Raw genomic sequence first — 22,416 nt, forward strand, 5'->3', positions numbered from 1 at the left:
CCACGCGGGGGAGCCGCATATTGATACAGCCCCGCGCCCCTTCAGGCCGCTGCACCTACGCCAGTTGAGACGCGCCCTTCTTGAGCGCAATCTCGTGCAACCTCTCCAGCCGCTCCCTCGACTCCTCGTCCGCCGGGACGTACGTCACCATCCGCGACCCCAATTCCGGGCCCAGCCACAGTTCGGACTGGTCCACGACCACTCGGCCCACCAGGCGGTTGAGGAACTCCTTGCGTTTGCTGTGGGCGACGACCACCTCGTGGCGCTCCCAGGCCTCGCAGAACTCCGGGTACTCGCGCAGGCGCCTAAGGAGCATCTTCCAGGCGGGTTCGGTGAGATGGCCGGCCATGGCGGCGCGCAGGCGGGCGGCCATCAGGCGGCGGGTGTCCTCCAGGTGCACGATCGAGTTGCGCCAGTCCTCGTTCGTGTAGGACAGCAGGATGCAGTTGCGGTCCTCGGGCGGTACCGCCTCCAGGTCGCACAGCAGCAGGCCGAGGGTGCGGTTGTGGGCGAGGATGTCGTACCGGCTGTTCTGGATGCTGGCGGGGTACGGCTCCAGTTGCTCCAGCATGGCCCGCAGGGCGGGTGTCACCGACGGGCACAGCAGGGCGGGGGTCGGGTCCACCGCGCCGGAGAGCTGGAAGAGGTGGGCGCGCTCGGTGGCGTCGAGCATCAGGGTGCGGGCGAGGGCGTCGAGGACCTGCACGGAGACCTGGATGTCGCGGCCCTGTTCGAGCCAGGTGTACCAGGTGACGCCGACCGCGGAGAGCTGGGCGACCTCCTCGCGGCGCAGTCCGGGCGTGCGGCGCCGGCGGCCGCGCGGGAGCCCCACCTCCTCCGGGGTGATGCGTTCGCGGCGACTGCGCAGGAAGGCCGCCAGCTCATGGCGCCGCACCTCGGCGCCCGTGCCGTGCGAGCGCGGGGCCGCCGTCTCCTGGGTCGTCACCTGAGTCATCGTCGCCATGCCTCCAGCCTGCCGCCCTGCGGACACTGTTTCCAGGTGGTTCTTCTACCAGGATAAGGAGACTCTGGTACCAGCCTGGGAGAGGGCGCACGCTCAGAGGCGTGACCGAAACCATCGCTACACGCACCGTCCGCTCGCCGGCCGCGCCACCCTCGCTCGGCGGCCTGGGACTCTTCACCGTGCTGCTGGCAGCGGCACTTCCTCTCATCGACTTCTTCATCGTCAATGTCGCCCTGCCGACCATCGGCCGGGATCTGCACGCGAGTGAGGCCGTACTCGAACTCGTCGTCGCGGGATACGGTCTCGCGTACGCCGTGCTGCTCGTCCTCGGCGGACGGCTGGGCGATCTGTTCGGGCGGCGGCGGTTCTTCCTCGGCGGAGTGGCGGCCTTCGGACTGACCTCGCTGGCCTGCGGGCTCGCGCCCAACGCCTGGGCCCTGGTCGCGGCGCGGGTCGCGCAGGGTGCGGCGTCCGCCGCGATGCTGCCGCAGGTCCTCGCCACCATCCAGGCGGCGACCTCGGGACAGCGGCGCGCGAAGGCCATGGGTCTTTACGGCGCCACGGCCGGACTGTCCATGGTGGCCGGGCAGATCCTCGGCGGGATCCTGGTCGCCGCCGACATCGCCGGCACCGGCTGGCGCTCGGTGTTCCTGGTGAACGTACCCGTGGTGATCGCGGGCCTGGTCCTCGCCGCCCGTGCCGTCCCGGAGACCCGCTCCCAGCACCCGGAGCCGGTCGACGGTCCCGGCACCGTCCTGCTCACCGCCTCGCTGCTCGCGCTGCTGGCCCCGCTCACCGAGGGCCGTTCGGCGGGCTGGCCGCTGTGGACGTGGCTGTCGCTGGCGGCGTTCCCCTTCGTCGCGGCCGCGTTCTACGCGGTGGAGCGCCGGGCCGACCGCAGGGGCCGTACACCGCTGGTCCCGCCCAGTCTGTTCGCGCTCCCTTCACTGCGCCGCGGACTGGTGATGATCGTGCCGTTCGGCGTCGGCTTCAGCGGCTTCATGTTCGTCGTCGCCGTGGCGCTGCAGCGGGGCGCGGGGCTCGGCCCGGTCCCGGCGGGGCTGGCGCTCGCGCCGATGGCCGTCGTGTTCTTCTTCGTCTCGCTCGCCGGGCCGCGGCTGGTCGCGCGGTACGGCACCCGGGTGGTCACCGCCGGTGCGCTGATCCAGGGAGCGGGCGTGGGCCTGATGGCGCTGGCCGCCTGGCGGTCCTGGCCGGACCTCGGCTTCGTCGAACTGCTCCCCGGAGCGGCTCTCGCCGGCGCCGGTCAGGCACTCCAACTCCCCATCGTCTTCCGGGTCGTGCTGTCCGAGGTGGAGCCCGCGAGGGCCGGTGTCGGCAGCGGCGTGATGATGACGACCCAGCAGTCCTCCCTGGCCCTCGGGGTGGCGGCCCTCGGCACCCTCTTCCTCTCCCTGGTCCCGGGGCTGGGCATGCGGGACGCCCTGGTCACCACGCTCCTGACCCAGTTGGGCTGTGTGGTCCTGACCGGCCTGCTCAGCCTGCGTCTGCCGCGCACCATCGGCTGACGCCCGCGCGATCCCGTGTGGAATCGGCCACGGCTTGGTCAACTCGCCGTGCGGAAGTCCCTGTTGATGTTGGTCTTGCTGCACACTCCTGTGCCGGAGGCGAGACATCATGCTGGAGATCAACACGAGCAAGGTGAGCCGCTGGGACCAGCACGGGCGCGAGCACGTCGTCCGAGTGCAGCGCAAGGGCGCGCAGCGCATGATCAGATGTGACACGTGCGGCTGGCGCAAGAGCGCGCAGTTCCTGCCCTGGCTGAAGGCGGAGGAGCATCTCGCGGAGGAGCACCAGGCGACGGTGGATCCGTCGGGGGCGTCGGAGGCGTAGGGCTCCCGGGAGCGGACGGCCCGATGACTTTCCGCCGTCCCGGGAGTCGTACTGGGGACGACCGCCCAGACCGGAAGGCCGACCGATGAGCACTCTGTACGACACCCTGCAACGGCACGTCGACGACGGCTCCGTACCCGGCGCCGTCGCCCTGGTGGCCCGCGGCGACGACGTCGAGGTGGTGACCGTCGGCTCGGTGGACACCGAAGGCACCGCACCGATGGCCCGGGACTCCCTCTTCCGCATCGCCTCCATCACCAAGCCGATCACGGCGGCGGCGGTGCTGATGCTGGTGGAGGACGGGCTGCTCGGCCTCGACTCACCGGTGGAGGAGTGGCTGCCGGAACTGGCGAAGCCGCTCGTGGTCCGCACCCCCGACGCGCCCGTCGAGGACGTGGTCCCGGCGGCCCGCCCGATCACCGTCGAGGACCTGCTCAGCTCCCGCACCGGCTGGGGCTTCCCCGCCGACTTCTCGCTCCCCGCGGTGCAGTCCCTGTTCGCGGTCCAGAAGGACGGCCGGAGCCTCCAGGACTGGCCGGACCACGACACCTGGCTGCGCCTCCTCGCCCAGGTACCGATGCTCCACCAGCCGGGCGAGGCCTGGCTCTACGGCACCTCGTCCGATCTGCAGGGCATCCTGATCGCCCGGGCGTCGGGCCGTACGCTCCCCGAATTCCTCGCGGAACGGATCTTCGAACCGCTGGGCATGCAGGACACGGCGTTCGAGGTCCCTTCGTCGAAACGGCACCGCTTCACCTCGTCCTACGCCCCGGCCGAGGACGGCACCCTCCATCCGGCGGACACCCCGGACGGCGACTGGAGCCGCGTCCCGCGCTTCCACTCCGGCGGCGGGGGCCTCGTCTCCACAGCCGACGACTGGCTCGCCTTCGCCCGTCTCCTCCTGAACACCGGCACCAGCCCCGCCGGCCACCGGCTCCTCTCCCCCACCTCCGTCAGCCGCATGACCACCAACCACCTCACGGCCGCACAGCGCGACGCCGTCCCCCTCTTCCTGGAGGGCCAGGGCTGGGGCTACGGCGGCCAGGTCGACGTCACCCCCGCAGACCCCTGGAACGTCCCCGGCCGCTACGGCTGGGTGGGCGGCACCGGCACAACGGCCCACATCATCCCGCCCACGGGGACGGTGGCGATCCTCCTGACCCAGGCCGGCATGGCAAACCCGACGCCGACACCGGTGATGCGGGACTTCTGGGGGTGCGTGGCGCAAGGCTGACGCCTGCCCAGCGGTTCGGGCGGGGGCGGTTGCCGAGCGGGGCGAGCGAAGTCCCCTGCGGTGCAGCCGCGCCCCAAAGGGGCGCGGGGAACTGCGCGACAAGCCACGACGAACCCGCAGGCGATCGACGTCCCGTCAAGGCACCCGGCGGCGCTCAGCGCCGCAGCCCCCGCACCAACAGATCCACCACCGCCTCGAACTCCGCCTCCACCCCCGGCCGTTCCCACTCCTTGGCGTAACCGGGGTCATGGAAGCGGCCCGTGGCCTGAAACAGCGCACGCGCGGCGGTCACCGGATCCGCGACAGCGAAAACCCCCGCTTCGACCCCCGCCCGCACGATCGCGGTCAGCTGCCCGGTCAGCTCGGCGATATGCCCGCTGACCACCTCCCCCGCCTCACCGGCCAGAACCGAGTACGTGGCGAACAACTCGGGATCCCCGCCCGCCTTGAGCCGCTTGGCCGCGAACAGTGCCGCGAGCCACTCCCGCACCCCGGCCTCCGGGTCCCGCCCCGCGTCCGCGGCGATACCGGCCAGCTCCTGGGTCGCACGGTCCAGCCACCGCTTGGTCACCGCCTCCCGCAGCGCCGCCTTCGTACGGAAGTGGCGGTAGACGCTGCCGTGGCTGACGCCGAGCGCGCGGGCCACGTCGACCACGGTGGCCTTGGCCGGGCCGTGGCGGCGCAGCACCTCCTCGGTCGCCTCGAGGATGCGCTCGGCGGTCAGGGTCTCGCTGGTGGCAGGCATGGCTAGACGGTACCCGGCACCGTGATCAGCGCTCGCTGTCGAGCATGGCCATCTGGGCGGGGGCGTACCGCTCGCCGGCCGCCGCGTCCGCGGGTACGGCGGACTCGATGGCGGCGAGGTCGGCAGCGTCCAGGGTCACGTCCAGGGCGCCCAGGGCCTCCCCGAGCCGCTCGCGGGTGCGGGCGCCGATCAGCGGCACGATGTCCGTGTTGTGCCGCGGGCCCTGCGACAGCACCCAGGCGATGGCGATCTGCGCGACGGACACGCCCTTCTGCTCGGCGATCTTGCGCAGCGACTCGACCAGCGTGAGGTTGTGCTGGAGGTTGTCGCCCTGGAAGCGGGGCGAGTGGGCGCGGAAGTCGTTCGCGTCGAACCCGCGGTCGGCCGAGACATGGCCGGAGATCAGCCCGCGGGAGAGCACGCCGTACGCGGTGACCGCGATGCCCAGTTCGCGCAGCGTGGGCAGGATCTCCCGCTCGGGGCCGCGGGAGATCAGCGCGTACTCGATCTGCAGGTCGGCGATCGGGGCGGTGGCGGCGGCCCGGCGGATGGTGCCCGCGCCGACCTCGCTGAGGCCGATGTGGCGGACGTACCCCTTCTCGACCAGTTCCGCGATGGCGCCGACGGTCTCCTCGACCGGCACGTCCGGGTCGAGGCGGGCGGGGCGGTAGACGTCGATGTGGTCGACGCCGAGGCGCTGGAGGGAGTACGCGGCGGAGGTCTTCACGGCGGCCGGGCTGCCGTCGAATCCGTACCACTCGCCGTCCGGGCCTCGCTGGGCGCCGAACTTCACGCTGAGCAGCGCGTTCTCCCGCAGGGCGGGCGGGGCGGTGCGCAGGGCCTCGCTGATCAGCAGTTCGTTGTGGCCCATGCCGTAGAAGTCGCCGGTGTCGAGCAGGGTGACGCCGGCTTCCAGGGCCGCGTGGATGGTGGCGATGGACTCGGCGCGGTCCGCTTCGCCGTACATGCCGGACATGCCCATGCAGCCGAGGCCGAGGGCGGAGACCTGGGGGCCGGTGGTTCCGAGGTTTCGGGTTCGCATCGTCATGCACTCCACCCTGACATGACAGCTGACAGATTTCAATATCTGTCATTCCATCTTTGCCACCCCATCTCAGGCCTCTCCTCAAGCTGGTCCAGACCTATTGACGAGAGGTCTGGACCAGAGCACTGTCATGCCTACGACACCTCGCCGACCCCCACCGGGAGGCCCGATGCTCCGCCGCACCCTGGCCCTGTTCGCCACCGCGCTCGCGACCGCCGCCGCCACCCAACTCCCCGCCGCCCCCACCGCCTCGGCAGCCGACACCTGCGCGGTCAGGTCGAGGCCCGCGGGAAAGGTCCTCCAGGGTTACTGGGAGAGCTGGGACGGCTCCGCGAACGGCGTCCACCCGCCCTTCGGCTGGACCCCGATCACCGACTCCCGCATCCCCGCGCACGGCTACAACGTGATCAATGCAGCGTTCCCGGTGATCCGTTCCGACGGAACGGCCCTCTGGGAGGACGGCATGGACTCGGGCGTGAAGGTGGCGACGCCCGCCGAGATGTGCACGGCGAAGGCGTCCGGCCAGACGATCCTGCTGTCGATCGGAGGAGCGGCCGCGGGCATCGACCTCAGCTCGTCCTCCGTGGCCGACAGGTTCGTCTCGACGATCGTCCCGATCCTGAAGAAGTACAACTTCGACGGCATCGACATAGACATCGAGACGGGCCTGGTGGGCAGCGGGAACATCACCCAACTCTCTACCTCGCAGGCCAACTTGATCCGCATCATCGACGGGATCCTGGCGCGGATGCCGTCGAACTTCGGCCTCACCATGGCCCCGGAGACGGCCTACGTCACCGGCGGCAGCATCAGCTACGGCTCCATCTGGGGCGCGTACCTGCCGATCATCAAGAAGTACGCCGACAACGGCCGACTGTGGTGGCTGAACATGCAGTACTACAACGGCAGCATGTACGGCTGCTCGGGCGACTCGTACCAGGCCGGCACGGTGGCGGGTTTCGTCGCCCAGACCGACTGCCTCAACAAGGGTCTGGTCGTGCAGGGTACGACGATCAAGGTGCCGTACGACAAGCAGGCCCCCGGCCTCCCCGCCCAGCCGGGCGCCGGCGGCGGCCACATGTCACCGTCCCTCGTCTCCCAGGCCTGGAGGCACTACGGCACCGCACTCAAGGGCCTGATGACCTGGTCGATCAACTGGGACGGCTCGAAGGGCTGGACGTTCGGCGACAACGTGAAGGCGCTGCAGGGCCGTTGAGCCCGCGGAGCGACTACCGGGCGGTCAGCGCCAGCTTGGCGCCCAGCGCCACGAACGACCCCGCAAACCCCCGCCGCAGCCAAGCCATCACCCGTGGCCGCGAGGTGACGCGGTTGCGGACCGACGCGGCGAGGATCCCGTACGCGGCGAAGACGACGAAGGTCGCCAGCATGAACACACCGCTCAGCCACAGCATCCGCGGCAGCGCCTGCGGGGCACCCGGATCCACGAACTGCGGCAGGAACGCGAAGAAGAAGATCGTCAGCTTGGGATTGAGGAGGTTGATGAGCACACCGCGGACGATCACCCGCCCCGCCGAACTCGGGGCGGCCGCCTCGTCCACCGCGATCGCCTCCTTGTCCCGCACCGTCGCCCACGCCATGTAGAGGAGATAGGCGACACCGGCGTACTTGAAGACCTGGAAGGCGGCCGCGCTCGCGTTGAGCAGCGCGGCGAGCCCGGTGACGGTGGCCAGCACATGCGGCACGATCCCGACCGTGCAGGCGAAGGCGGCGACGACACTCGCACGGCGGCCGTGCGACAGCCCGGCGGCCAGGGTGTAGACGACACCGGTACCGGGCGTGGCGACGACGACAAGGGTGGTGAGGAGAAAGGCGAGACTCATGGGGTCAGCCTCGTGACGCAGCGGCCCCCGATACAGGGCCAATGCGAGACCTGTATCGGGGGCCACCACGGATCTTTCCCAAGCGGGGGTCCGGGGAGCGGCAGCCCCCGGGAACCTAGGCGCCGACGAGCCGCCCGGCCAGGTAACCCTCGATCTGGTCGAGAGACACCCGCTCCTGCTTCATGGAGTCACGCTCACGCACCGTCACCGCATTGTCGTCCAGCGTGTCGAAGTCGACCGTCACGCAGTACGGCGTGCCGATCTCGTCCTGGCGGCGGTAGCGGCGGCCGATGGCGCCCGCGTCGTCGAACTCGATGTTCCAGTTCTGGCGCAGCGCCTGGGCGAGGCCCTTGGCCTTCGGGGACAGCTCGGGGTTGCGGGACAGCGGCAGCACCGCGACCTTCACGGGCGCCAGGCGGTGGTCCAGGCGCAGCACCGTGCGCTTCTCCATCTTGCCCTTGGCGTTGGGCGCCTCGTCCTCGACGTAGGCGTCGAGCAGGAAGGCGAGCATCGCCCGGCCGACACCGGCCGCCGGCTCGATGACGTAGGGGGTCCAGCGCTCGCCGGCCTCCTGGTCGAAGTAGAAGAGGTCCTGGCCGGAGGCCTTGGAGTGCGAGGAGAGGTCGTAGTCGGTGCGGTTGGCGACGCCCTCCAGCTCGCCCCACTCGTTGCCGCCGAACTGGAAGCGGTACTCGATGTCGGCGGTGCGCTTGGAGTAGTGGGAGAGCTTCTCCTGCGGGTGCTCGTACCAGCGCATGTTCTCCTCACGGAGACCAAGGCCCGTGTACCAGTTCCAGCGCTGCTCCATCCAGTACTCCTGCCACTTCTCGTCCTCGCCCGGCTTGACGAAGAACTCCATCTCCATCTGCTCGAACTCGCGGGTGCGGAAGATGAAGTTGCCGGGCGTGATCTCGTTGCGGAAGGACTTGCCCATCTGCGCGATGCCGAACGGGGGCTTCTTGCGCGAGGTGGTCTGCACCTGGGCGAAGTTGGTGAAGATGCCCTGGGCGGTCTCGGGGCGCAGATAGGCGATGGAGCCGGAGTCCTGCGTCGGGCCGAGGTGCGTCGACAGCAGGCCCGAGAACTGCTTGGGCTCGGTGAACTGGCCCTTGTTGCCGCAGTTCGGGCAGTTGATGTCGGCCAGGCCGTTCTCCGGGAGGTGGCCCTTCTTCGCCTCGTAGGCCTCCTCCAGGTGGTCCGCGCGGAACCGCTTGTGGCAGGAGGTGCACTCGGTGAGCGGGTCCGTGAAGGTGGCGACGTGGCCGGAGGCGACCCAGACCTCGGGGGCCAGGATCACGGACGAGTCGATACCGACCACGTCCTCGCGCGACGTCACCATGTAGCGCCACCACTGGCGCTTCAGGTTCTCCTTGAGCTCGACACCCAGCGGTCCGTAGTCCCAGGCGGCGCGCTGGCCGCCGTAGATCTCGCTGCACGGGAATACAAAGCCACGGCGCTTGCTCAGGCTGACGATGGTGTCGATCTTGTCGGCGGCCACGGTGCTCTCTTCATTACGACGACGGGCGACGAAGCGAGACGCTTCAGAGCGAATGCTTCAGGGTACCGGCGGGGGCTCCCCCTCAATCAAATCGGTTCCCACTCGGATGTTTGTTGACAACGGTTTCCATCTTTGTTGAAAATGACTGTCATGAACGTACGACGACGCCTCATATCCACCGCGGCCACGGCCGCGGTCACCGCCCTCGGCCTGACCACCCTCTCCGCCTGCTCCGGTGAGAGCGCCGCCGCGGGCACCACCGGCAAGTTCGACGTCGTCGCGTCGTTCTACCCGCTGGAGTTCCTCGCCGAGCAGATCGGCGGGAACCATGTGCACGTCACCAACCTGACCCAGCCCGGGCAGGAGCCGCACGACCTGGAGATCAGCGCCCGGCAGACCGCGCAGCTCCAGGAGTCCGACGCGGTGCTCTACCTGAAGAACCTCCAGCCGGCCGTCGACGACGCGGTGGCCCAGTCCGAGGTCAAGACGAAGATCGACGCCGGAGCGCTCACCTCGCTGGAGAAGCACGGCAACGAGGTCGGCGGTCACGCGGCCTCCCACGACAGCTCCAAGAACGAGGAGCTGGCCGGCCTCGACCCCCACATCTGGCTCGACCCGGTGAGGTACGCCCAGGTCGCCGAGGGGGTCGGCGCCGCCTTCGAGAAGGCGGACCCGGCCCACGCGGCCGACTACAAGAAGAACACCGCGGCCCTGGTCAAGAGGCTCGACGCACTCAACACCCAGTTCAGGAACGGCCTTTCGGGCTCCAGGACCAAGGTGTTCATCACCACGCACGCAGCCTTCGGCTACCTCGCCGAGCGCTACGGCCTGACCGAGGAGGCCATCAACGGCCTCGACCCCGAGTCCGAGCCGAGCGCGGCCCGGGTGAAGGACCTTGAGAAGATGGCGAAGGCCGACGGCGTCACGACCGTGTTCTACGAGACGCTCGTCAGCGACAAGACCGCGAAGACCATCGCCGCCGACGCCGGACTGAAGACGGACGTCCTCGACCCGATCGAGGGCATCACGTCGAAGTCCCGCGGCAAGGACTACTTCTCGGTCCAGGAGGCCAACCTCAAGGCGCTGCAGACGGCCCTGGGATCCAAATGACGTTTACGGAGGACGACATGGGCGTGGGTGCACCGGACGAGCCCGTCATAGCGATGCGCGGGGTCCGCGCCGACCTGGGCTCGCGCCCCGTCCTGCGCGGGATCGACCTCACCGTGGCACGCGGTGAGGTCGTCGCGCTGCTCGGCGCCAACGGCTCCGGCAAGTCGACCGCGATCCGCACGATCATCGGCCAGGTGCCGGTGAGCGCCGGCGAGGTCGAGCTGTTCGGCACGGAGCGCAAGCGGTTCCGGGACTGGGCGCGGGTGGGGTACGTGCCGCAGCGCACGACCGCCGCGGGCGGCGTACCCGCCACCGTCACCGAGATCGTGTCGTCGGGGCGGCTCAGCCGGGCCCGCTTCGGTGTGCTGCGCAAGGCGGACCATGCGGCCGTACGGCGGGCCCTGGAGCTGGTCGGCATGGCCGACAGGGCCAGGGACTCGGTGAACGCCCTCTCCGGCGGCCAGCACCAGCGTGTGCTGATCGCCCGTGCGCTCGCCGCCGAACCCGAACTGCTGATCATGGACGAGCCGATGGCGGGCGTGGACCTGGCCAGCCAGGAGGTGCTCGCGCAGACGCTGCGGGAGCAGGTCGCGGCCGGTACGACGGTCCTGCTCGTCCTGCACGAACTCGGGCCGCTCGAGCCCCTCATCGACCGCGCGGTGGTGCTCCGCGACGGCTGCGTCCTGCACGACGGACCGCCCCCACGGGCCGTCGGCCAGCACGCGCTGCCCGGTCACGACCACGTACACCCCCACGAGCACACGCCCGTGCGCACCGGCCTGCTGAGCTGATGGATCGGTAATGGACTTTCTCGACTTCGCCTTCATGCAGCGGGCCCTGCTCGCCGCCGTCCTCGTCGGCATCACCGCCCCGGCGATCGGCATCTACCTCGTGCAGCGCCGCCAGGCCCTGATGGGCGACGGCATCGGCCATGTGGCGATGACCGGCGTCGGCCTCGGCTTCCTGCTCTCCGCGTCCCCGGTCTGGATGGCGTCCCTCACCTCCGTGCTCGGCGCGGTCCTGATGGAGCTGATCCGCTGGTACGGCCGCACTCGCGGCGACATCGCCCTCGCGATGCTCTTCTACGGCGGCATGGCCGGCGGCGTGATGTTCATCAACCTCGCGCCGGGCGGTTCCAACGCCAACCTGACCTCGTACCTCTTCGGCTCGCTGTCGACCGTCTCGCAGTCGGACGTCACGGCGATCTGCCTGCTCGCGGGCTTCGTGGTGCTGGTCACCCTCGGTCTGCGCCGGCAGCTCTTCGCCGTCAGCCAGGACGAGGAGTTCGCACGGGTCACGGGCCTTCCGGTGCGCGCCCTGAACCTCCTGACCGCCGTCACGGCGGCGGTGACGGTGACGGTCGCGATGCGAGTGGTGGGTCTGCTGCTGGTGAGCGCCCTGATGGTGGTGCCCGTGGCGGCGGCACAGCAGTTGAGCCGCAGCTTCGCGGCGACCTTCGCGATCGCGGTGGCGATCGGGGTCTCCGTGACCATCGGCGGCACGATCACGTCGTACTACCAGGACGTGCCGCCCGGCGCGACGATCGTGCTGCTGACCATCGCGGCCTTCATGGCGCTGACCGCGCTGGCGGCCCCGCTGGCCCGTCGCCGCGCCCGCGCCGCAGCGGCCGCACAGCCCGCCGGCGACCCGGCGGAGTGTGCAATTCCGGCCGCGCGCACCCCCGAGGGGAAGGTCGGCGTCTGACTGCGCACCAGCCGGGCTGGCACAATGGCCCGGCAAGCGCAGACGTAGGAGGCGCGAGGAGCCGAAGGGGCGCGCCGGTGTCGAGGGCGCGACACCGGCACAAGGCGCCCCGCAGGCGATCGAGCCGAAAAGAGGAGGAACCGGTGACGACCGCTGGACCGCCCGTGAAGGGCCGCGCCACCCGGCAGCGTGCCGCTGTGGCGGCGGCGCTCGACGAGGTGGACGAGTTCCGCAGCGCGCAGGAACTCCACGACATGCTCAAGCACAAGGGGGACTCGGTCGGCCTCACCACCGTCTACCGCACCCTCCAGAACCTCGCCGACGCCGGCGAGGTCGACGTCCTGCGCACCTCCGACGGCGAGTCCGTCTACCGCCGCTGCTCCACCGGTGAGCACCACCACCACCTCGTGTGCCGTGTCTGCGGCAAGGCGGTCGAGGTGGAGGGACCCGCGGTGGAGAAGTGGGCGGAGGCGATCGCGTCGGAGCACGGGTACGTCAACGTGGCGCACACGGTGGAGATCTTCGGTACCTGTGCGGACTGCGCCTCCGCGGGGAACTGACGCTCAGACGCGGGTCAGGTTGCGGTCGAGGATCTCCCGCAGCCGGTCCGCGTCCGCGGGGCTCTGCAGGGCGCGCTTGGGCAGGACCGTGAAGCAGGTGGCGTTCTTGTCGTCGCTGAAGGTGAAGAAGGCGTCCTTGGTCTCCCGATAGCGAGGCTGCGCGGCCCAGCTGACCGACGTCGTGCTGTTGTCGGTCGTCATCGTCAGCCCGGCGTCCGTCACCGTCGCGCGGTACGTGCCGTTGCGGGCGGCGATCTTGACGACCGTGCGGGCCGTCAACTGCGGAGTGAGGAGCAGGATTCCCGCGAACAGCGGCATCCAGATCAGCGGAAACCAGTCGACGTGTCCCCCAGTGAGCGCAGCCGCGAGCTCGACGACGAAGGCCACGGCGATGAAGCCGACTGTCCACCTCTGTATCTTCCCCGCCCGGTTGAACCGTCTGCGCTCCCGCAGCGCCCCCGAGAAATCCCCCGCGACCGGCTGATACACCAGCTCGACCGCGCCCTGTTCGGCGTCCCGCCCCATGTCCATGACCATGAGGCGGGATCGTACAGGTGCTTTTCGGCGGGGCGATGATCAGCTCTACGAGGTGGCCGGGCCGCCCCGCATGTCCCGTTCCATGGCGAGCAGTTGCTCGTTCGGGACGGCGCCGCCGAAGCGGCGGTCGCGGGAGGCGAACTCGACGCAGGCCCGCCACAGGTCGCGGCGGTCGAAGTCCGGCCACAGCACGTCCTGGAAGACCATCTCGGCGTAGGCGCTCTGCCAGAGCAGGTAGTTGGAGGTGCGCTGCTCGCCGCTCGGCCGCAGGAACAGGTCCACGTCCGGCATGTCCGGGTAGTAGAGGTACTTGGCGAGGGTCTTCTCGGTGACCTTGGAGGGGTCGAGGCGCCCCGCCTTCACGTCCTCCGCCAGGGCCTGCGCGGCGTCGGCGATCTCCGCGCGACCGCCGTAGTTCATGCAGAAGTACAGCGTGAGCCTGTCGTTGTCCTTGGTCTGCTCCTGGGCGACCTGGAGCTCCTTGGCGACGGACTTCCACAGCTTGGGCATCCGGCCCACCCAGCGCACCCGGATGCCGAGTTCGTCGAGCTGGTCGCGGGTCTTGCGGATGAAGTCCCGGTTGAAGTTCATCAGGAAGCGGACCTCTTCGGGCGAGCGCTTCCAGTTCTCGGTGGAGAAGGCGTACAGCGAGATGTTGCCGACGCCCATCTCGACGGCGCCCTGCAGCACGTCCAGGACGCGCTCGGCGCCCACCTTGTGGCCCTCGGTGCGCGGCAGCCCGCGCTCCTTCGCCCACCGTCCGTTCCCGTCCATGACGATCGCCACATGGTTGGGGACCAGCTCGCCCGGCAGCTTCGGCGCGCGGGCGCCGGACGGGTGCGGCTCCGGTGCCCTGTACTCGCGGCGCTGGCGTCCCAGGATCCCGCGTACGACCATGTGCTTCTCGTCTCCTCTTCGGCTTACTTCTCTACGTAACGCAGCGAGCGCAGCCCGCGTTCCAGATGCCAGTGCAGATAGGCGGACACGAGTCCGCTCCCCTCCCTGACGTACCGCGGCTCGCACGCGTCCGCGGTCTCCCAGTCTCCCGTAAGCAGCGCGCCCAGCAGTTCCAGGGTCTGCGGCGAGGGTACGACGCTGCCGGGCACCCGGCAGTCGACGCAGACGGCTCCGCCGGAGGCCACCGAGAAGAACCGGTTCGGCCCGGGCATTCCGCACTTGGCGCAGTCGCTGAAGGTGGGGGCGTAGCCGTTGACGGCGAGGGAGCGCAGGAGGAAGGCGTCGAGGACGAGGTGCGGGGCGTGCTCGCCGCGGGCGAGGGTGCGCAGGGCGCCCACCAGCAGCAGGTACTGCTGCACCGCCGGCTCGCCCTCGTGATCGGTGAACCGCTCGGCGGTCTCCAGCATGGCGGTCCCCGCGGTGTAGCGGGCGTAGTCGGCGACGATCCCGCCGCCGTACGGCGCGATGGTCTCGCTCTGCGTGCACAACGGCAGCCCGCGCCCGACCAGCTCACTCCCGCGCGCAAAGAACTGCACGTCGACGTGGGAGAAGGGCTCGAGCCGGGCCCCGAACTTGGACTTCGTCCGCCGCACCCCACGCGCCACGGCCCGCACCCGGCCGTGCCCCCGGGTGAGCAACGTGATGATCCGGTCCGCTTCCCCGAGCTTCTGGGTGCGCAAGACGATGCCGTCGTCCCGAAACAGACTCATCGCGCACCACCGCGGGTTCGGCTGGCCGTGCGGCCCGCCGCGCGGCGGCAATCGGGCACGGTGCCCCCCGCAGTGATGCAGCATGATCCGGTCTGCTTCCCCGAGTTTGTGGGTCCGCAGCACAATGCCGTCATTCCGAACAGACTCATCGCACACCACCGCGGGTTTCCGGCTGGGCGTGCGGCCCGCCACGCAGCGGCAATCGGGCACCGCGCCCCCCGCGACGATGCAGCACGATCCGATCCGCCTCACCGAGCTTCCGGGTCCACAAGACGACACCGTCACCACCGCAGACTTCCGGCCCGCCACTCAGCCGCAATCGGGCACCATGCCCCCCGCGACGATCCAGCACGATCCGATCCGCCTCACCGAGCTTCCGGGTCCGCAAGACCACGCCGTCACCACCGCAGACTTCCGGCTGGGCGTGCGGCCCGCCGCGCAGGCGCAATCGGGCGCCGTGGCCCCCGCGACGATGCAGCACGATGCGGCCCGCCTCACCCGGCTTCTGGGGGCGCAGCACGATGCCGTCGTCGCGGAACAGGCTCATGAGGTCCATTCTCGCGTACCGCCGGGCTCAGCGGGGACGGTCGGGGTGGCTGATGGTGTCCCAGGGGGCCAGGTTCCAGGGGCTGCTCCGGTTCGCCGGGTTCAGGAGGGCGCGCAGATGGGCGTCGGCGGCGGACTGGGGGGCGGGGAAGGCCGCGTCCTGGGTGCCGCGCAGCCCGTCGCGCCACACGGTCCGCCCCAGCAGGTAGTGATCGGCGTACTCCTGCCAGGAGGCGTACGTCCCCACGACCGCCGGCACGATGTTCTTCAGGGCGGTCCAGGCCTCGGCCTCGGTGATCATTCCGCACCCGAAGCCGAGCCGGGCGATGTCGGCGTACAGGGCGGCGTCCCAGGCGAGCGGCGAGACGCCGAGGAGCTGCAGGGCCCGGGCGCGGTAGCCGCTGCGCGACAAGCCGTCCAGCCGGTCCGTCAGCTCGGCGCGCGAGGTGATCTCCCACTGCTCGGCCAGCCAGTTGCGGGCGCTGTCGTCATCGATCCGCGTGAACGGGTACAGAGTGGTCCGCGAGGCGCTGCGGTCCCGGCTGACCGGTGCGCTCAGTGACACCATCCAGAGTTGGTGTGCCGTGAGCGGGTGGGGGTAGCGCCGCGCGGCCCGCGGCCTGCGCCATCTCCGTATGCTCGACAGAGTCATGCGCCCGCACCTTACTCAAGGCACTTCCCCCCGGCTGCGGGCGTTGGCGTACGCGGTCGCCGCGCTCAGCCGCTCCGCCTGGGTGGCCCCGCGCACGGCGGCGGGATCGGCGTCCCACTCCCTGCCGCCCCCGTACGGTCTCAGTTGCACGTACGGCCCTTCGTGCCCCATGACGATTCCCACCTTTCCAGTTCGCGTGTCCACGACATGAGTGCCGACGGGCGGTTTCATTTCCTCTCCTTAACGACCGTAACGAACACGACTCATAATTGCGGGCACCGTGTTCGTTGCGCCTACAGCGTGCTCCCCTTTCCATTTGAGTTTCACGCTTTTCGTCTCCGGCGTGGGTCGCTGCGCCTACACTCGGCTGGAGTCTGTGCTCCACAAGTGCTGGCCAGGAAGAGGCGGTTGGGCCATGGCCAACGCTTCGCACGCGTCACGGCTCGCAATCCGGGAGTTCGAGCAGGCCTTTCGAAAAGCCTCAGCCCGAAATCGCGATGCGCATTGACCAGGCCCTGCAAAACCGACGGTATTTTCGAGCGGTTGACGGAGTTCGACGGGGCGCGGGGCGCGACCTGCCGCCTATATGAAGAAAGCAGTCAGTCGGCCACCCGGCGCAGCCGCCGGCGGACACTCCCCTGTTCCGGCTCGGGCTCGTGGTCCGGCTCCGTCGCCGCCCACAGCTCGTTGAACTGGTTGACGCGGTCCTCGACGTGCTCGTGCTTCATCCTCAGCATCGTCATGTCCGGCCTGACGTGGTTGTCCGGGCGAGTCTCGTAGCACAGCTCCCCGTCGAAGATGATGAAGTCCATCACCGTGCCGCCCGGATCCAGCTGCGACTGCACGCCTATACGCGCGTCGATGCCGTACCTGCGCTGCCGCGCGCAGAGCTGCTCGAGGGCTTCGGTGACCTCCTCCGGCTCGTCCACGAGGAACAGCCGCCGCACCTCCACCCCGCGGGTCTTGATCGCCTTCTCCTGCGCGCTGAGATACCGCTTCGCGGGATCGCTGGACCAGAAGTCCCGGTCGACGGTCGTGCTCGTGGCGTAGAGGGTCTTCTTGACGCACAGGGCGAGGTCGATCAGCCACTCGTGGTTCTCGAACGAGGAGTCCGCTCTGCCGCTGATGAGGTCCTCCATCAGCTCGGCGAGACGTTTCAGCTCCTCCTCGGCGAAGCTCTTGACGATCCCCGGCGCCTCGTCCCCGACCTGGGTGTACGCCTTGACCAGCCGGGTCACCTCCTCGGAGCGCAGCACGGAGCCGTCCACCTTGCTGAACAGCTCCGTCGCCTCGTTGATCTTTGCGAAGCTCTGGTCGACCGCGGTGCGCATCTCCGCGTGGTGGTTGGCCAGGCTCCGCTTCATGTCGTCGATGTGGTGACGCTGGCTCTCCTCGACGACCTCCAGGCGCTCCCCGAAGTCCACGAGGTACTGGACGATCAGCGTGGCACTGCCGAGGACGATGGACGCCACCCACTGCCAGATGTTGTTGTCGTCCCCGTTCAGGATGGTGGTCAGCAGGAAGGCGCCGCCCGCCGCCGACGCCGTGATCAGGATCTTCCAGAACAGCTTGGGTATGCCCTGCCGCTGCGGTCCCGCTCCGTTGTCCCCGGACCCTAACGACGCTCCGCTCATGTCTCTCCCCCGTCGGGTATGTGGTTGGTGCCGCCCCTCAGCTCGTGCTCAGTGCCTGGTGCAGCAGCGGTATGGCCTGGACGGCCAGTTGGTCCCGGATGCGCTGGACCAGGTTCTGCCACTGGCGTGTGAACCCCGGTTCCCGCTCCAGCACTTCCCACAGATGGACCAGCGAGCGGTCCACCTGCGCGTGCGGCATCCACAGATGCAGCAGATGGTCGACGGCCGGGCGCAGCGCCTGGACCGCGGCGCGCCCGTCCGCCGCGGCGAGCCGACTGCTGTCCAGCATGTGCACCACCGTCGTCAAAAGCCAGTCGTGCAGCGCGAGGTCCTCGCACAGACCCGCGGCCGCGGAGACCGGTGTGTCCTCCGGCAGCCGCAGCTCCACGGTCCGCAGCCCGTTCTCGGCCAGGGTGAACCGCGTCAGTTCCGCGCGCTCGCCCGCCGGGATCCGGTGGGCGGTCCACCGCAGGTGTGTGCGGCGGGACTTGAAGGGGACCTTGCGATCGAGGAGCGGGTGGCGCAGCAGCCGCGTCAGCAGGGATTCGGCGATCATCCCCAGGTCGAGTTCGCCGCGCCCGGCGCCGCGCAGCACGCCCTGAGCGGTGGCCTGTTCGGGCAGCTTCCCGAACGGCTCGACCACCCCGGGCCGTACCAGGTAGTGCCCCCAGGGGCGGCGTGTGTCGGGGCCCGCGGCCGGTGCGCTGAAGTACGCGGTGGACTGCAGCAGACGGCCCTCGGTGAGCGCCACGCGGGTGGCCACCGTGCCGACGGCCCGGACCTTGGCGCCGTTGGAGGTGGGCAGCCGGCAGTCCACCCCGGTCAGCACCTCCGGGGACAGGGCGTACAGATTGGGCCGCTCGGAGACCCGGACGTGTTCGTCGGCGCGCAGCCTGAGCAGCTGGGCGGCGGCCCTGCCGTCCAGCGCCTGGAAGGACGGCAGCAGACAGGTGCGCACCTCACCACAGACGAGGACCGGGCGCGCGGGCTGCGCGAGGGCCGTCGTCATGTCAGGGCCCCTCGACGGCAAGGGCGCCCGCGGGCTCCTCGTAGAAGACGTACGTCGCACGCTGGGCGACCGCGGCCGGGACCGCGAGCCCCTCCCGGGCCGAGCGCTCGGCGACCTGCCTGAGCGCCCCGGAGTCGACCTCCGTCTGGTCGAGGATGAGCCGTACGGCGTCCTCGACGGCCAGGAAACGGTTCGGCATCAGGGTGCAGGTGCGGTAGGCGCTGAAGGCCGCGGCCCGTGGGTTGAGCTGGAGCAGGGGCGGCAGCCGGTCCCAGTCCTGCGGGAAGTCCTCGCCGTTCCACGGGCGCGGGGCAAGCACCGGCTCGCCGAGGTGTCGTAGCAGTCCGAGCCTGGCCAGCTGCCATACGGCGGCCAGGAACGGGCAGGACCACAGCCGTCGGCCGTCCTTCTCGGACCACAGCTCGACGTCCATGAAGACGGAGTGGTTGCGGGCCGCCGTCTCCTGGGGCGGCTCCCAGCCCTTGACCTCGCCCAGGGCGGCGCGCTTCGTGGTGGGGGTGCGCTGTCCGTTGGCGAGCCAGCCGGTCTGGCTGACGGAGGGGCGGGAGCCGTAGCTGCCCGGCGGCGGTGATTCGACCAGGCGGTGCATGACGGACTCGGCGAGCTCGATCCGGTCGGCGACCGCGCAGCCCGACTCGCGGGCCAGGTAGTCGATGACCAGGCCGGCCTTCTCGGCCTCCTCAAGGACCAGCGGGACGAGTTCGGCGGGCGTGGAGAAGCGCGTGAAGTAGTCGTCGATGAGGAAACAGGTGCTGATACGGGGGCGCTTGCCGCCGGTGCGGCGGGCGGCGGAGGCGCGGGCGGCGTCCACCCACAGCCGCACCTCGGCGAAGTGCTCGCGCAGTCGCTCGGGGCCCGCCTCGAAGTCCTCCATGTAGAGATGGCCCAGCTCCAGGGAGAGGTGGGACAGCGGCACGGACTGGGTGCGGAGCTCCGCCGTGGTCTCCCGGAAGACGGCCTCGCTCACGCCTGCTCCCAGTACTTGTCGTCGGTGAGCCGGGCGGCCAGCTGGTTCAGCGCCCGCCAGGTCTCCATGTTGGCGATCTGGCTGTCGAGCACGTCCTCGTCGGTGATGAGCTGCTCACGCCACTGCAGGACCGGTTCGAGGGGAATGGCGCCGAGGACCTGGCTGTAGCCGATGCCGTGCGTGGAGGCGAGCTGCTTGAGGTCGCTGTCGGTCTTGCGCATCCACGCCGACTGGGTGGGCGAGACCTGTGACCACAGCGGTGACTCGGGATCGGGTACGGCGGCCCGGACGAAGCGGATGGCGCCGCGCAGCGCCTCCTCCTCGTGGCCGCGGTCGACACCGCCGGCGACGATGCCGCGCTCGCCGAAGACCAGGCTCGCGGCGGCCGCCACATGCTGGCGGGTCCAGCGGTGGAAGACCAGCCAGCGGGCGGTGATCTCCCGCATCTCGGGCTGTGCGGTCGCCTCCAGGACCATGTCGACGGCGTAGGAGCGGCCGGCGCTGAGGTCCACGACGACCAGGTCGAACTCGTAGTACAGCTTCATCAGCAGGTCGACGCAGAGCCGCACGTGGTCGCCGGTGGTGGCGAACTCGCCGCCGCTGACGTCACCGGGCATCAGCACCAGCCGGCCGCAACCGGGCGGCGGGTCGCGCAGCACCTGGTGCTCGGTGCTGGCCCAGACGTCGATGCGCTCCGGCTCGCCGACCTCTCCTGTCAGGTAGGAGTGCAGGCCGCGGTCCTCGACGGCCGCGCGGGCGTCGGCCACGTCGAAGACGGCCGAGGCGGTGGGCGAGCCGAAGTCGAAGTCCAGGTAGCACACGTCGTCCCCGGCCAGCGCACGGTGGTAGGCGAGGTTGGCGCTGGTGACGGAGCGGCCCGTGCCTCCCTTGTCGGAGGCGGCGAAGATCAGCACGCGGTCACCGTCCCTGGGCCGCGGCTTCGCGAGCCCGGGTGAGCGCGTCGAGCTGTCCCAGTACGTCGAGCGCCAACGCGTAGGCGGTGCCCGGCTGTTGGTCCAGGAGGCTGCGGGCGCGGCGCAGCTTGACCTCGATGTTCCTGAGTTGCATGCCGTGCCGGCCGTCGTCGCTGGGCGCGGGTTCCATCTGTTCGTTGCCCAGGAGATGGGCGGACTCGCTGAGCAACGCCCCTGCCAGCTCGGTCAGTTCGGGGCTGCGGACCGGGGGCTGCCGGTACATCTGGTGGACCTGGACCATCACCTCGGCGACCCGCTCGGTGATGTTCCAGGACACCGGCACCCGGCGCGGGACGATCTCCGCCTCGGGGTAGGCGGCGTGGACGTAGTCCCACAGTCCGGTGCCCTCGCCCTCGCGGATACGGCGGCGCCACATGTGGTCGAAGACGTCCTCGGCGAGTCTGAGCAGCCGGTCGTGCGAGTCGAGGTTGCGGGAGAGCGCACGCAGCTGGATGGTGCGCTTCAGCAGCTGCGCCGAGAAGTCGTGCAGGGACCAGGTCATCGGCGGGCCGAGCCGCTCGCTGCCCTGCAGGGGCAGTTTGACGCCCGCGTTGTGCAGCTCGAAGACCGTGCGGTCGTCGCGGGTCATACGGCTGGTGATACGGCCCCGTTCGGCGAGGCGTTCCATGACGGTGACGGTGCGGGCCAGGTCGTCGTCGGTGGCCCGGCGCCGCATCAGGTCGTGGACGAGGATGGCGGCGACGGAGAGGGAGAAGTACTCGGACTCCAGTTCCTGTCCCGTCGTACGCCAGGGGATGTCCTCCAGGGGCCAGCGCTCGGGGTCGAAGCGGGCGATGCCGGACCAGTACTGCTGGGTCAGCTCCCAGCGCAGCCGGAGCGCCTCGGCGAGCTTCTGCTGTTCGGTGTTGAGCAGGCCCAGGGTGAGGGTCCGGTCGGAGAACAGGTCCTGGATGCCGTCGAGCGCCACCACGGTGAAGTAGAGATACGGCACCGGGTCGGCGGCGCCCTTGGGCTGCGGCCCGATGGGTTCGTCGGTCTCCACCTCGGGGGCGTCCTTCACCAGGCTCCATGACCAGCCGCACTCGAAGAACTGGTTCTCGTCCTTGAGGCCCGCCTGGACGTCGATGCCGAGGGTGAGGCTCTCCACGATCGCGGCGCGCAGCGCGCGGAACCGGCTCTGGTACATGTTCAGTACCTGCCGCTGCGACAGCCGTCCCTGGCCGAGGAGTTCGACCAGGTTGCGGCCCTGGGCGGAGTCGGCGTCGAAGGCGTTGACGGTGAAGGAGCGCAGCAGGCTCACCATGGCGGCGGTGAGCCGGTTGCTGGTGGCCGAACGCAGCTCGGCGATCGTCTCCTGGATGTCGCTGCGTCTGGTCCTGGTCTCGTAGACCTTGAGGAAGCCGAGCGTGGCCAGGCAGAGGGTGATCGACATGGAGAAGGAGTCGACCACGCCGAGCTGGCGTTGTTCCTCGGTGGGCTCCCCCTGGGCCTTGTCCTGGGATCCGAAGTAGTAACCCCCGGCGAACGTGGGCCTCTTGTCCTCGCCGGTGTGGGTGCGCATGAAGTCGGACGCGGCCTTGACGAGGTTGGCCGGGAGGTCGAGCCGCCCGCCGGCCTTCCTCAGGGCCTGCTGGACGTCCTCCTGTGTGGTGTCGGGGTCGTCCAGCCGGAACGCGGGGATCTCCGTGGCCGGGTACAGCAGGCAGAGCAGCCGCTCGGCGTCGGCGACGCTGCTCTGTCCGCCCCACTCGCCCCAGGCCCACTGCTCCCGCTCGAAGGAGTGGCGGGCGATGGCCTGCCAGATGTCCAGCAAATGCTGGCGTGGCTTGATCTGCATCCCATGCCCCTCACACAGGCCGCACTGCCGTCATTTGTGGAATGACCCTTTTCTGT

General features: G+C 70.0%; 24 protein-coding genes. 8 read left to right on the forward strand and 16 right to left on the reverse strand.

Going from position 1 to position 22,416, the window contains the following annotated elements; genetic code table 11:
• Positions 1-55 precede the first annotated feature (55 nt).
• Positions 56-955 (reverse strand): helix-turn-helix transcriptional regulator, encoded by a 900-nt coding sequence (locus tag ABD355_RS22555; protein ID WP_344402969.1) that lies wholly within the window; start codon positions 953-955, stop codon positions 56-58.
• Between the two features lie 110 nt (positions 956-1,065).
• Here ABD355_RS22555 and ABD355_RS22560 point away from each other — a divergent pair, with 110 nt between their 5' ends.
• The 3 genes from ABD355_RS22560 (at position 1,066) to ABD355_RS22570 (ending at position 4,052) form a co-directional block, all read left to right on the forward strand.
• The gene (locus ABD355_RS22560) at positions 1,066-2,493 is read left to right on the forward strand and encodes an MFS transporter (RefSeq protein ID WP_344402359.1); all 1,428 of its coding nucleotides are present in this window, start codon (positions 1,066-1,068) and stop codon (positions 2,491-2,493) included.
• Between the two features lie 109 nt (positions 2,494-2,602).
• Positions 2,603-2,818: a hypothetical protein gene (locus tag ABD355_RS22565; protein WP_344402360.1), complete on the forward strand. Its 216-nt coding sequence runs from the start codon at positions 2,603-2,605 to the stop codon at positions 2,816-2,818.
• A gap of 85 nt (positions 2,819-2,903) precedes the next feature.
• Positions 2,904-4,052, forward strand: coding sequence for a serine hydrolase domain-containing protein (locus tag ABD355_RS22570; RefSeq protein WP_344402361.1), 1,149 nt, complete (start codon positions 2,904-2,906; stop codon positions 4,050-4,052).
• Between the two features lie 154 nt (positions 4,053-4,206).
• Here ABD355_RS22570 and ABD355_RS22575 read toward each other — a convergent pair whose 3' ends face one another.
• Positions 4,207-4,797 carry a TetR/AcrR family transcriptional regulator gene (locus ABD355_RS22575; protein WP_344402362.1) on the reverse strand — a complete coding sequence of 197 codons (591 nt, stop codon included), beginning with the start codon at positions 4,795-4,797 and terminating at the stop codon, positions 4,207-4,209.
• Positions 4,798-4,822: 25 nt separating this feature from the next.
• Positions 4,823-5,845, reverse strand: a complete 1,023-nt coding sequence (locus tag ABD355_RS22580) for an aldo/keto reductase (protein ID WP_344402363.1) — start codon at positions 5,843-5,845, stop codon at positions 4,823-4,825.
• Between the two features lie 166 nt (positions 5,846-6,011).
• Here ABD355_RS22580 and ABD355_RS22585 point away from each other — a divergent pair, with 166 nt between their 5' ends.
• Positions 6,012-7,058, forward strand: coding sequence for a chitinase (locus ABD355_RS22585; RefSeq protein ID WP_344402364.1), 1,047 nt, complete (start codon positions 6,012-6,014; stop codon positions 7,056-7,058).
• A gap of 13 nt (positions 7,059-7,071) precedes the next feature.
• On the opposite strand, the gene ABD355_RS22590 is transcribed toward ABD355_RS22585, so the two are convergent.
• Together ABD355_RS22590 and ABD355_RS22595 are read right to left on the reverse strand one after the other, a co-directional pair.
• Positions 7,072-7,683, reverse strand: a complete 612-nt coding sequence (locus ABD355_RS22590; RefSeq protein ID WP_344402365.1) for a LysE family translocator — start codon at positions 7,681-7,683, stop codon at positions 7,072-7,074.
• Positions 7,684-7,798: 115 nt separating this feature from the next.
• Positions 7,799-9,181, reverse strand: a complete 1,383-nt coding sequence (locus ABD355_RS22595) for a glycine--tRNA ligase (RefSeq protein WP_344402366.1) — start codon at positions 9,179-9,181, stop codon at positions 7,799-7,801.
• 150 nt (positions 9,182-9,331) lie between these two features.
• Here ABD355_RS22595 and ABD355_RS22600 point away from each other — a divergent pair, with 150 nt between their 5' ends.
• The 4 genes from ABD355_RS22600 (at position 9,332) to ABD355_RS22615 (ending at position 12,555) form a co-directional block, all read left to right on the forward strand.
• A complete protein-coding gene (locus ABD355_RS22600) occupies positions 9,332-10,291 on the forward strand; it encodes a metal ABC transporter substrate-binding protein (RefSeq protein WP_344402367.1) in 960 nt (319 codons plus the stop codon).
• 17 nt (positions 10,292-10,308) lie between these two features.
• Positions 10,309-11,082: a metal ABC transporter ATP-binding protein gene (locus tag ABD355_RS22605; RefSeq protein ID WP_344402368.1), complete on the forward strand. Its 774-nt coding sequence runs from the start codon at positions 10,309-10,311 to the stop codon at positions 11,080-11,082.
• A gap of 10 nt (positions 11,083-11,092) precedes the next feature.
• Positions 11,093-11,995: a metal ABC transporter permease gene (locus tag ABD355_RS22610; protein ID WP_344402369.1), complete on the forward strand. Its 903-nt coding sequence runs from the start codon at positions 11,093-11,095 to the stop codon at positions 11,993-11,995.
• Between the two features lie 143 nt (positions 11,996-12,138).
• Positions 12,139-12,555: a Fur family transcriptional regulator gene (locus ABD355_RS22615; RefSeq protein ID WP_344402370.1), complete on the forward strand. Its 417-nt coding sequence runs from the start codon at positions 12,139-12,141 to the stop codon at positions 12,553-12,555.
• 3 nt (positions 12,556-12,558) lie between these two features.
• Here the strand turns inward: ABD355_RS22615 and ABD355_RS22620 are convergent, their stop codons facing one another.
• The 11 genes from ABD355_RS22620 to ABD355_RS22670 all read right to left on the reverse strand — a co-directional run bounded on the left by ABD355_RS22620 (position 12,559) and on the right by ABD355_RS22670 (position 22,360).
• On the reverse strand, positions 12,559-13,092 hold the full coding sequence (locus ABD355_RS22620; protein WP_344402371.1) for a YcxB family protein: 534 nt from the start codon (positions 13,090-13,092) through the stop codon (positions 12,559-12,561).
• 45 nt (positions 13,093-13,137) lie between these two features.
• The gene (locus ABD355_RS22625) at positions 13,138-13,989 is read right to left on the reverse strand and encodes an isoprenyl transferase (protein ID WP_344402373.1); all 852 of its coding nucleotides are present in this window, start codon (positions 13,987-13,989) and stop codon (positions 13,138-13,140) included.
• 23 nt (positions 13,990-14,012) lie between these two features.
• Positions 14,013-14,759, reverse strand: a complete 747-nt coding sequence (gene recO / locus ABD355_RS22630) for a DNA repair protein RecO (RefSeq protein WP_344402374.1) — start codon at positions 14,757-14,759, stop codon at positions 14,013-14,015.
• Positions 14,760-14,904: 145 nt separating this feature from the next.
• A complete protein-coding gene (locus tag ABD355_RS22635; RefSeq protein ID WP_344402375.1) occupies positions 14,905-15,306 on the reverse strand; it encodes a hypothetical protein in 402 nt (133 codons plus the stop codon).
• Between the two features lie 27 nt (positions 15,307-15,333).
• On the reverse strand, positions 15,334-15,957 hold the full coding sequence (locus ABD355_RS22640) for a DUF1266 domain-containing protein (protein WP_344402376.1): 624 nt from the start codon (positions 15,955-15,957) through the stop codon (positions 15,334-15,336).
• A gap of 15 nt (positions 15,958-15,972) precedes the next feature.
• A complete protein-coding gene (locus tag ABD355_RS22645; RefSeq protein WP_030933991.1) occupies positions 15,973-16,188 on the reverse strand; it encodes a hypothetical protein in 216 nt (71 codons plus the stop codon).
• Between the two features lie 368 nt (positions 16,189-16,556).
• On the reverse strand, positions 16,557-17,591 hold the full coding sequence (locus ABD355_RS22650; RefSeq protein WP_344402377.1) for a DUF6879 family protein: 1,035 nt from the start codon (positions 17,589-17,591) through the stop codon (positions 16,557-16,559).
• 37 nt (positions 17,592-17,628) lie between these two features.
• Entirely contained in the window at positions 17,629-18,600 is a 972-nt protein-coding gene (locus tag ABD355_RS22655) for an SCO2521 family protein (RefSeq protein ID WP_344402378.1), read from the reverse strand.
• Position 18,601: 1 nt separating this feature from the next.
• Entirely contained in the window at positions 18,602-19,588 is a 987-nt protein-coding gene (locus ABD355_RS22660; RefSeq protein WP_344402379.1) for an SCO2522 family protein, read from the reverse strand.
• Entirely contained in the window at positions 19,585-20,502 is a 918-nt protein-coding gene (locus ABD355_RS22665) for an SCO2523 family variant P-loop protein (RefSeq protein ID WP_344402380.1), read from the reverse strand. Before ABD355_RS22665 ends, ABD355_RS22660 begins: the two co-directional genes overlap by 4 nt.
• A gap of 4 nt (positions 20,503-20,506) precedes the next feature.
• The gene (locus tag ABD355_RS22670; protein ID WP_344402381.1) at positions 20,507-22,360 is read right to left on the reverse strand and encodes an SCO2524 family protein; all 1,854 of its coding nucleotides are present in this window, start codon (positions 22,358-22,360) and stop codon (positions 20,507-20,509) included.
• Between the last annotated feature and the right edge of the window lie 56 nt (positions 22,361-22,416).

This window comes from Streptomyces longisporus (assembly GCF_039532765.1).
Taxonomy (GTDB): Bacteria; Actinomycetota; Actinomycetes; order Streptomycetales; family Streptomycetaceae; genus Streptomyces; species Streptomyces longisporus.

Bases quoted from the DNA above. Each gene is read 5' to 3' on its own strand.
- ABD355_RS22555 (WP_344402969.1), bottom strand. From the start codon at position 955: ATGACTCAGGTGACGACCCAGGAGACGGCGGCCCCGCGCTCGCACGGC.
- ABD355_RS22565 (WP_344402360.1), top strand. From the start codon at position 2,603: ATGCTGGAGATCAACACGAGCAAGGTGAGCCGCTGGGACCAGCACGGG.
- ABD355_RS22570 (WP_344402361.1), top strand. From the start codon at position 2,904: ATGAGCACTCTGTACGACACCCTGCAACGGCACGTCGACGACGGCTCC.
- ABD355_RS22575 (WP_344402362.1), bottom strand. From the start codon at position 4,797: ATGCCTGCCACCAGCGAGACCCTGACCGCCGAGCGCATCCTCGAGGCG.
- ABD355_RS22580 (WP_344402363.1), bottom strand. From the start codon at position 5,845: ATGACGATGCGAACCCGAAACCTCGGAACCACCGGCCCCCAGGTCTCC.
- ABD355_RS22585 (WP_344402364.1), top strand. From the start codon at position 6,012: ATGCTCCGCCGCACCCTGGCCCTGTTCGCCACCGCGCTCGCGACCGCC.
- ABD355_RS22590 (WP_344402365.1), bottom strand. From the start codon at position 7,683: ATGAGTCTCGCCTTTCTCCTCACCACCCTTGTCGTCGTCGCCACGCCC.
- ABD355_RS22600 (WP_344402367.1), top strand. From the start codon at position 9,332: ATGAACGTACGACGACGCCTCATATCCACCGCGGCCACGGCCGCGGTC.
- ABD355_RS22605 (WP_344402368.1), top strand. From the start codon at position 10,309: ATGGGCGTGGGTGCACCGGACGAGCCCGTCATAGCGATGCGCGGGGTC.
- ABD355_RS22610 (WP_344402369.1), top strand. From the start codon at position 11,093: ATGGACTTTCTCGACTTCGCCTTCATGCAGCGGGCCCTGCTCGCCGCC.
- ABD355_RS22620 (WP_344402371.1), bottom strand. From the start codon at position 13,092: ATGGTCATGGACATGGGGCGGGACGCCGAACAGGGCGCGGTCGAGCTG.
- ABD355_RS22625 (WP_344402373.1), bottom strand. From the start codon at position 13,989: ATGGTCGTACGCGGGATCCTGGGACGCCAGCGCCGCGAGTACAGGGCA.
- recO (WP_344402374.1), bottom strand. From the start codon at position 14,759: ATGAGTCTGTTTCGGGACGACGGCATCGTCTTGCGCACCCAGAAGCTC.
- ABD355_RS22635 (WP_344402375.1), bottom strand. From the start codon at position 15,306: ATGAGCCTGTTCCGCGACGACGGCATCGTGCTGCGCCCCCAGAAGCCG.
- ABD355_RS22640 (WP_344402376.1), bottom strand. From the start codon at position 15,957: ATGACTCTGTCGAGCATACGGAGATGGCGCAGGCCGCGGGCCGCGCGG.
- ABD355_RS22645 (WP_030933991.1), bottom strand. From the start codon at position 16,188: ATGAAACCGCCCGTCGGCACTCATGTCGTGGACACGCGAACTGGAAAG.
- ABD355_RS22650 (WP_344402377.1), bottom strand. From the start codon at position 17,591: ATGAGCGGAGCGTCGTTAGGGTCCGGGGACAACGGAGCGGGACCGCAG.
- ABD355_RS22655 (WP_344402378.1), bottom strand. From the start codon at position 18,600: ATGACGACGGCCCTCGCGCAGCCCGCGCGCCCGGTCCTCGTCTGTGGT.
- ABD355_RS22670 (WP_344402381.1), bottom strand. From the start codon at position 22,360: ATGCAGATCAAGCCACGCCAGCATTTGCTGGACATCTGGCAGGCCATC.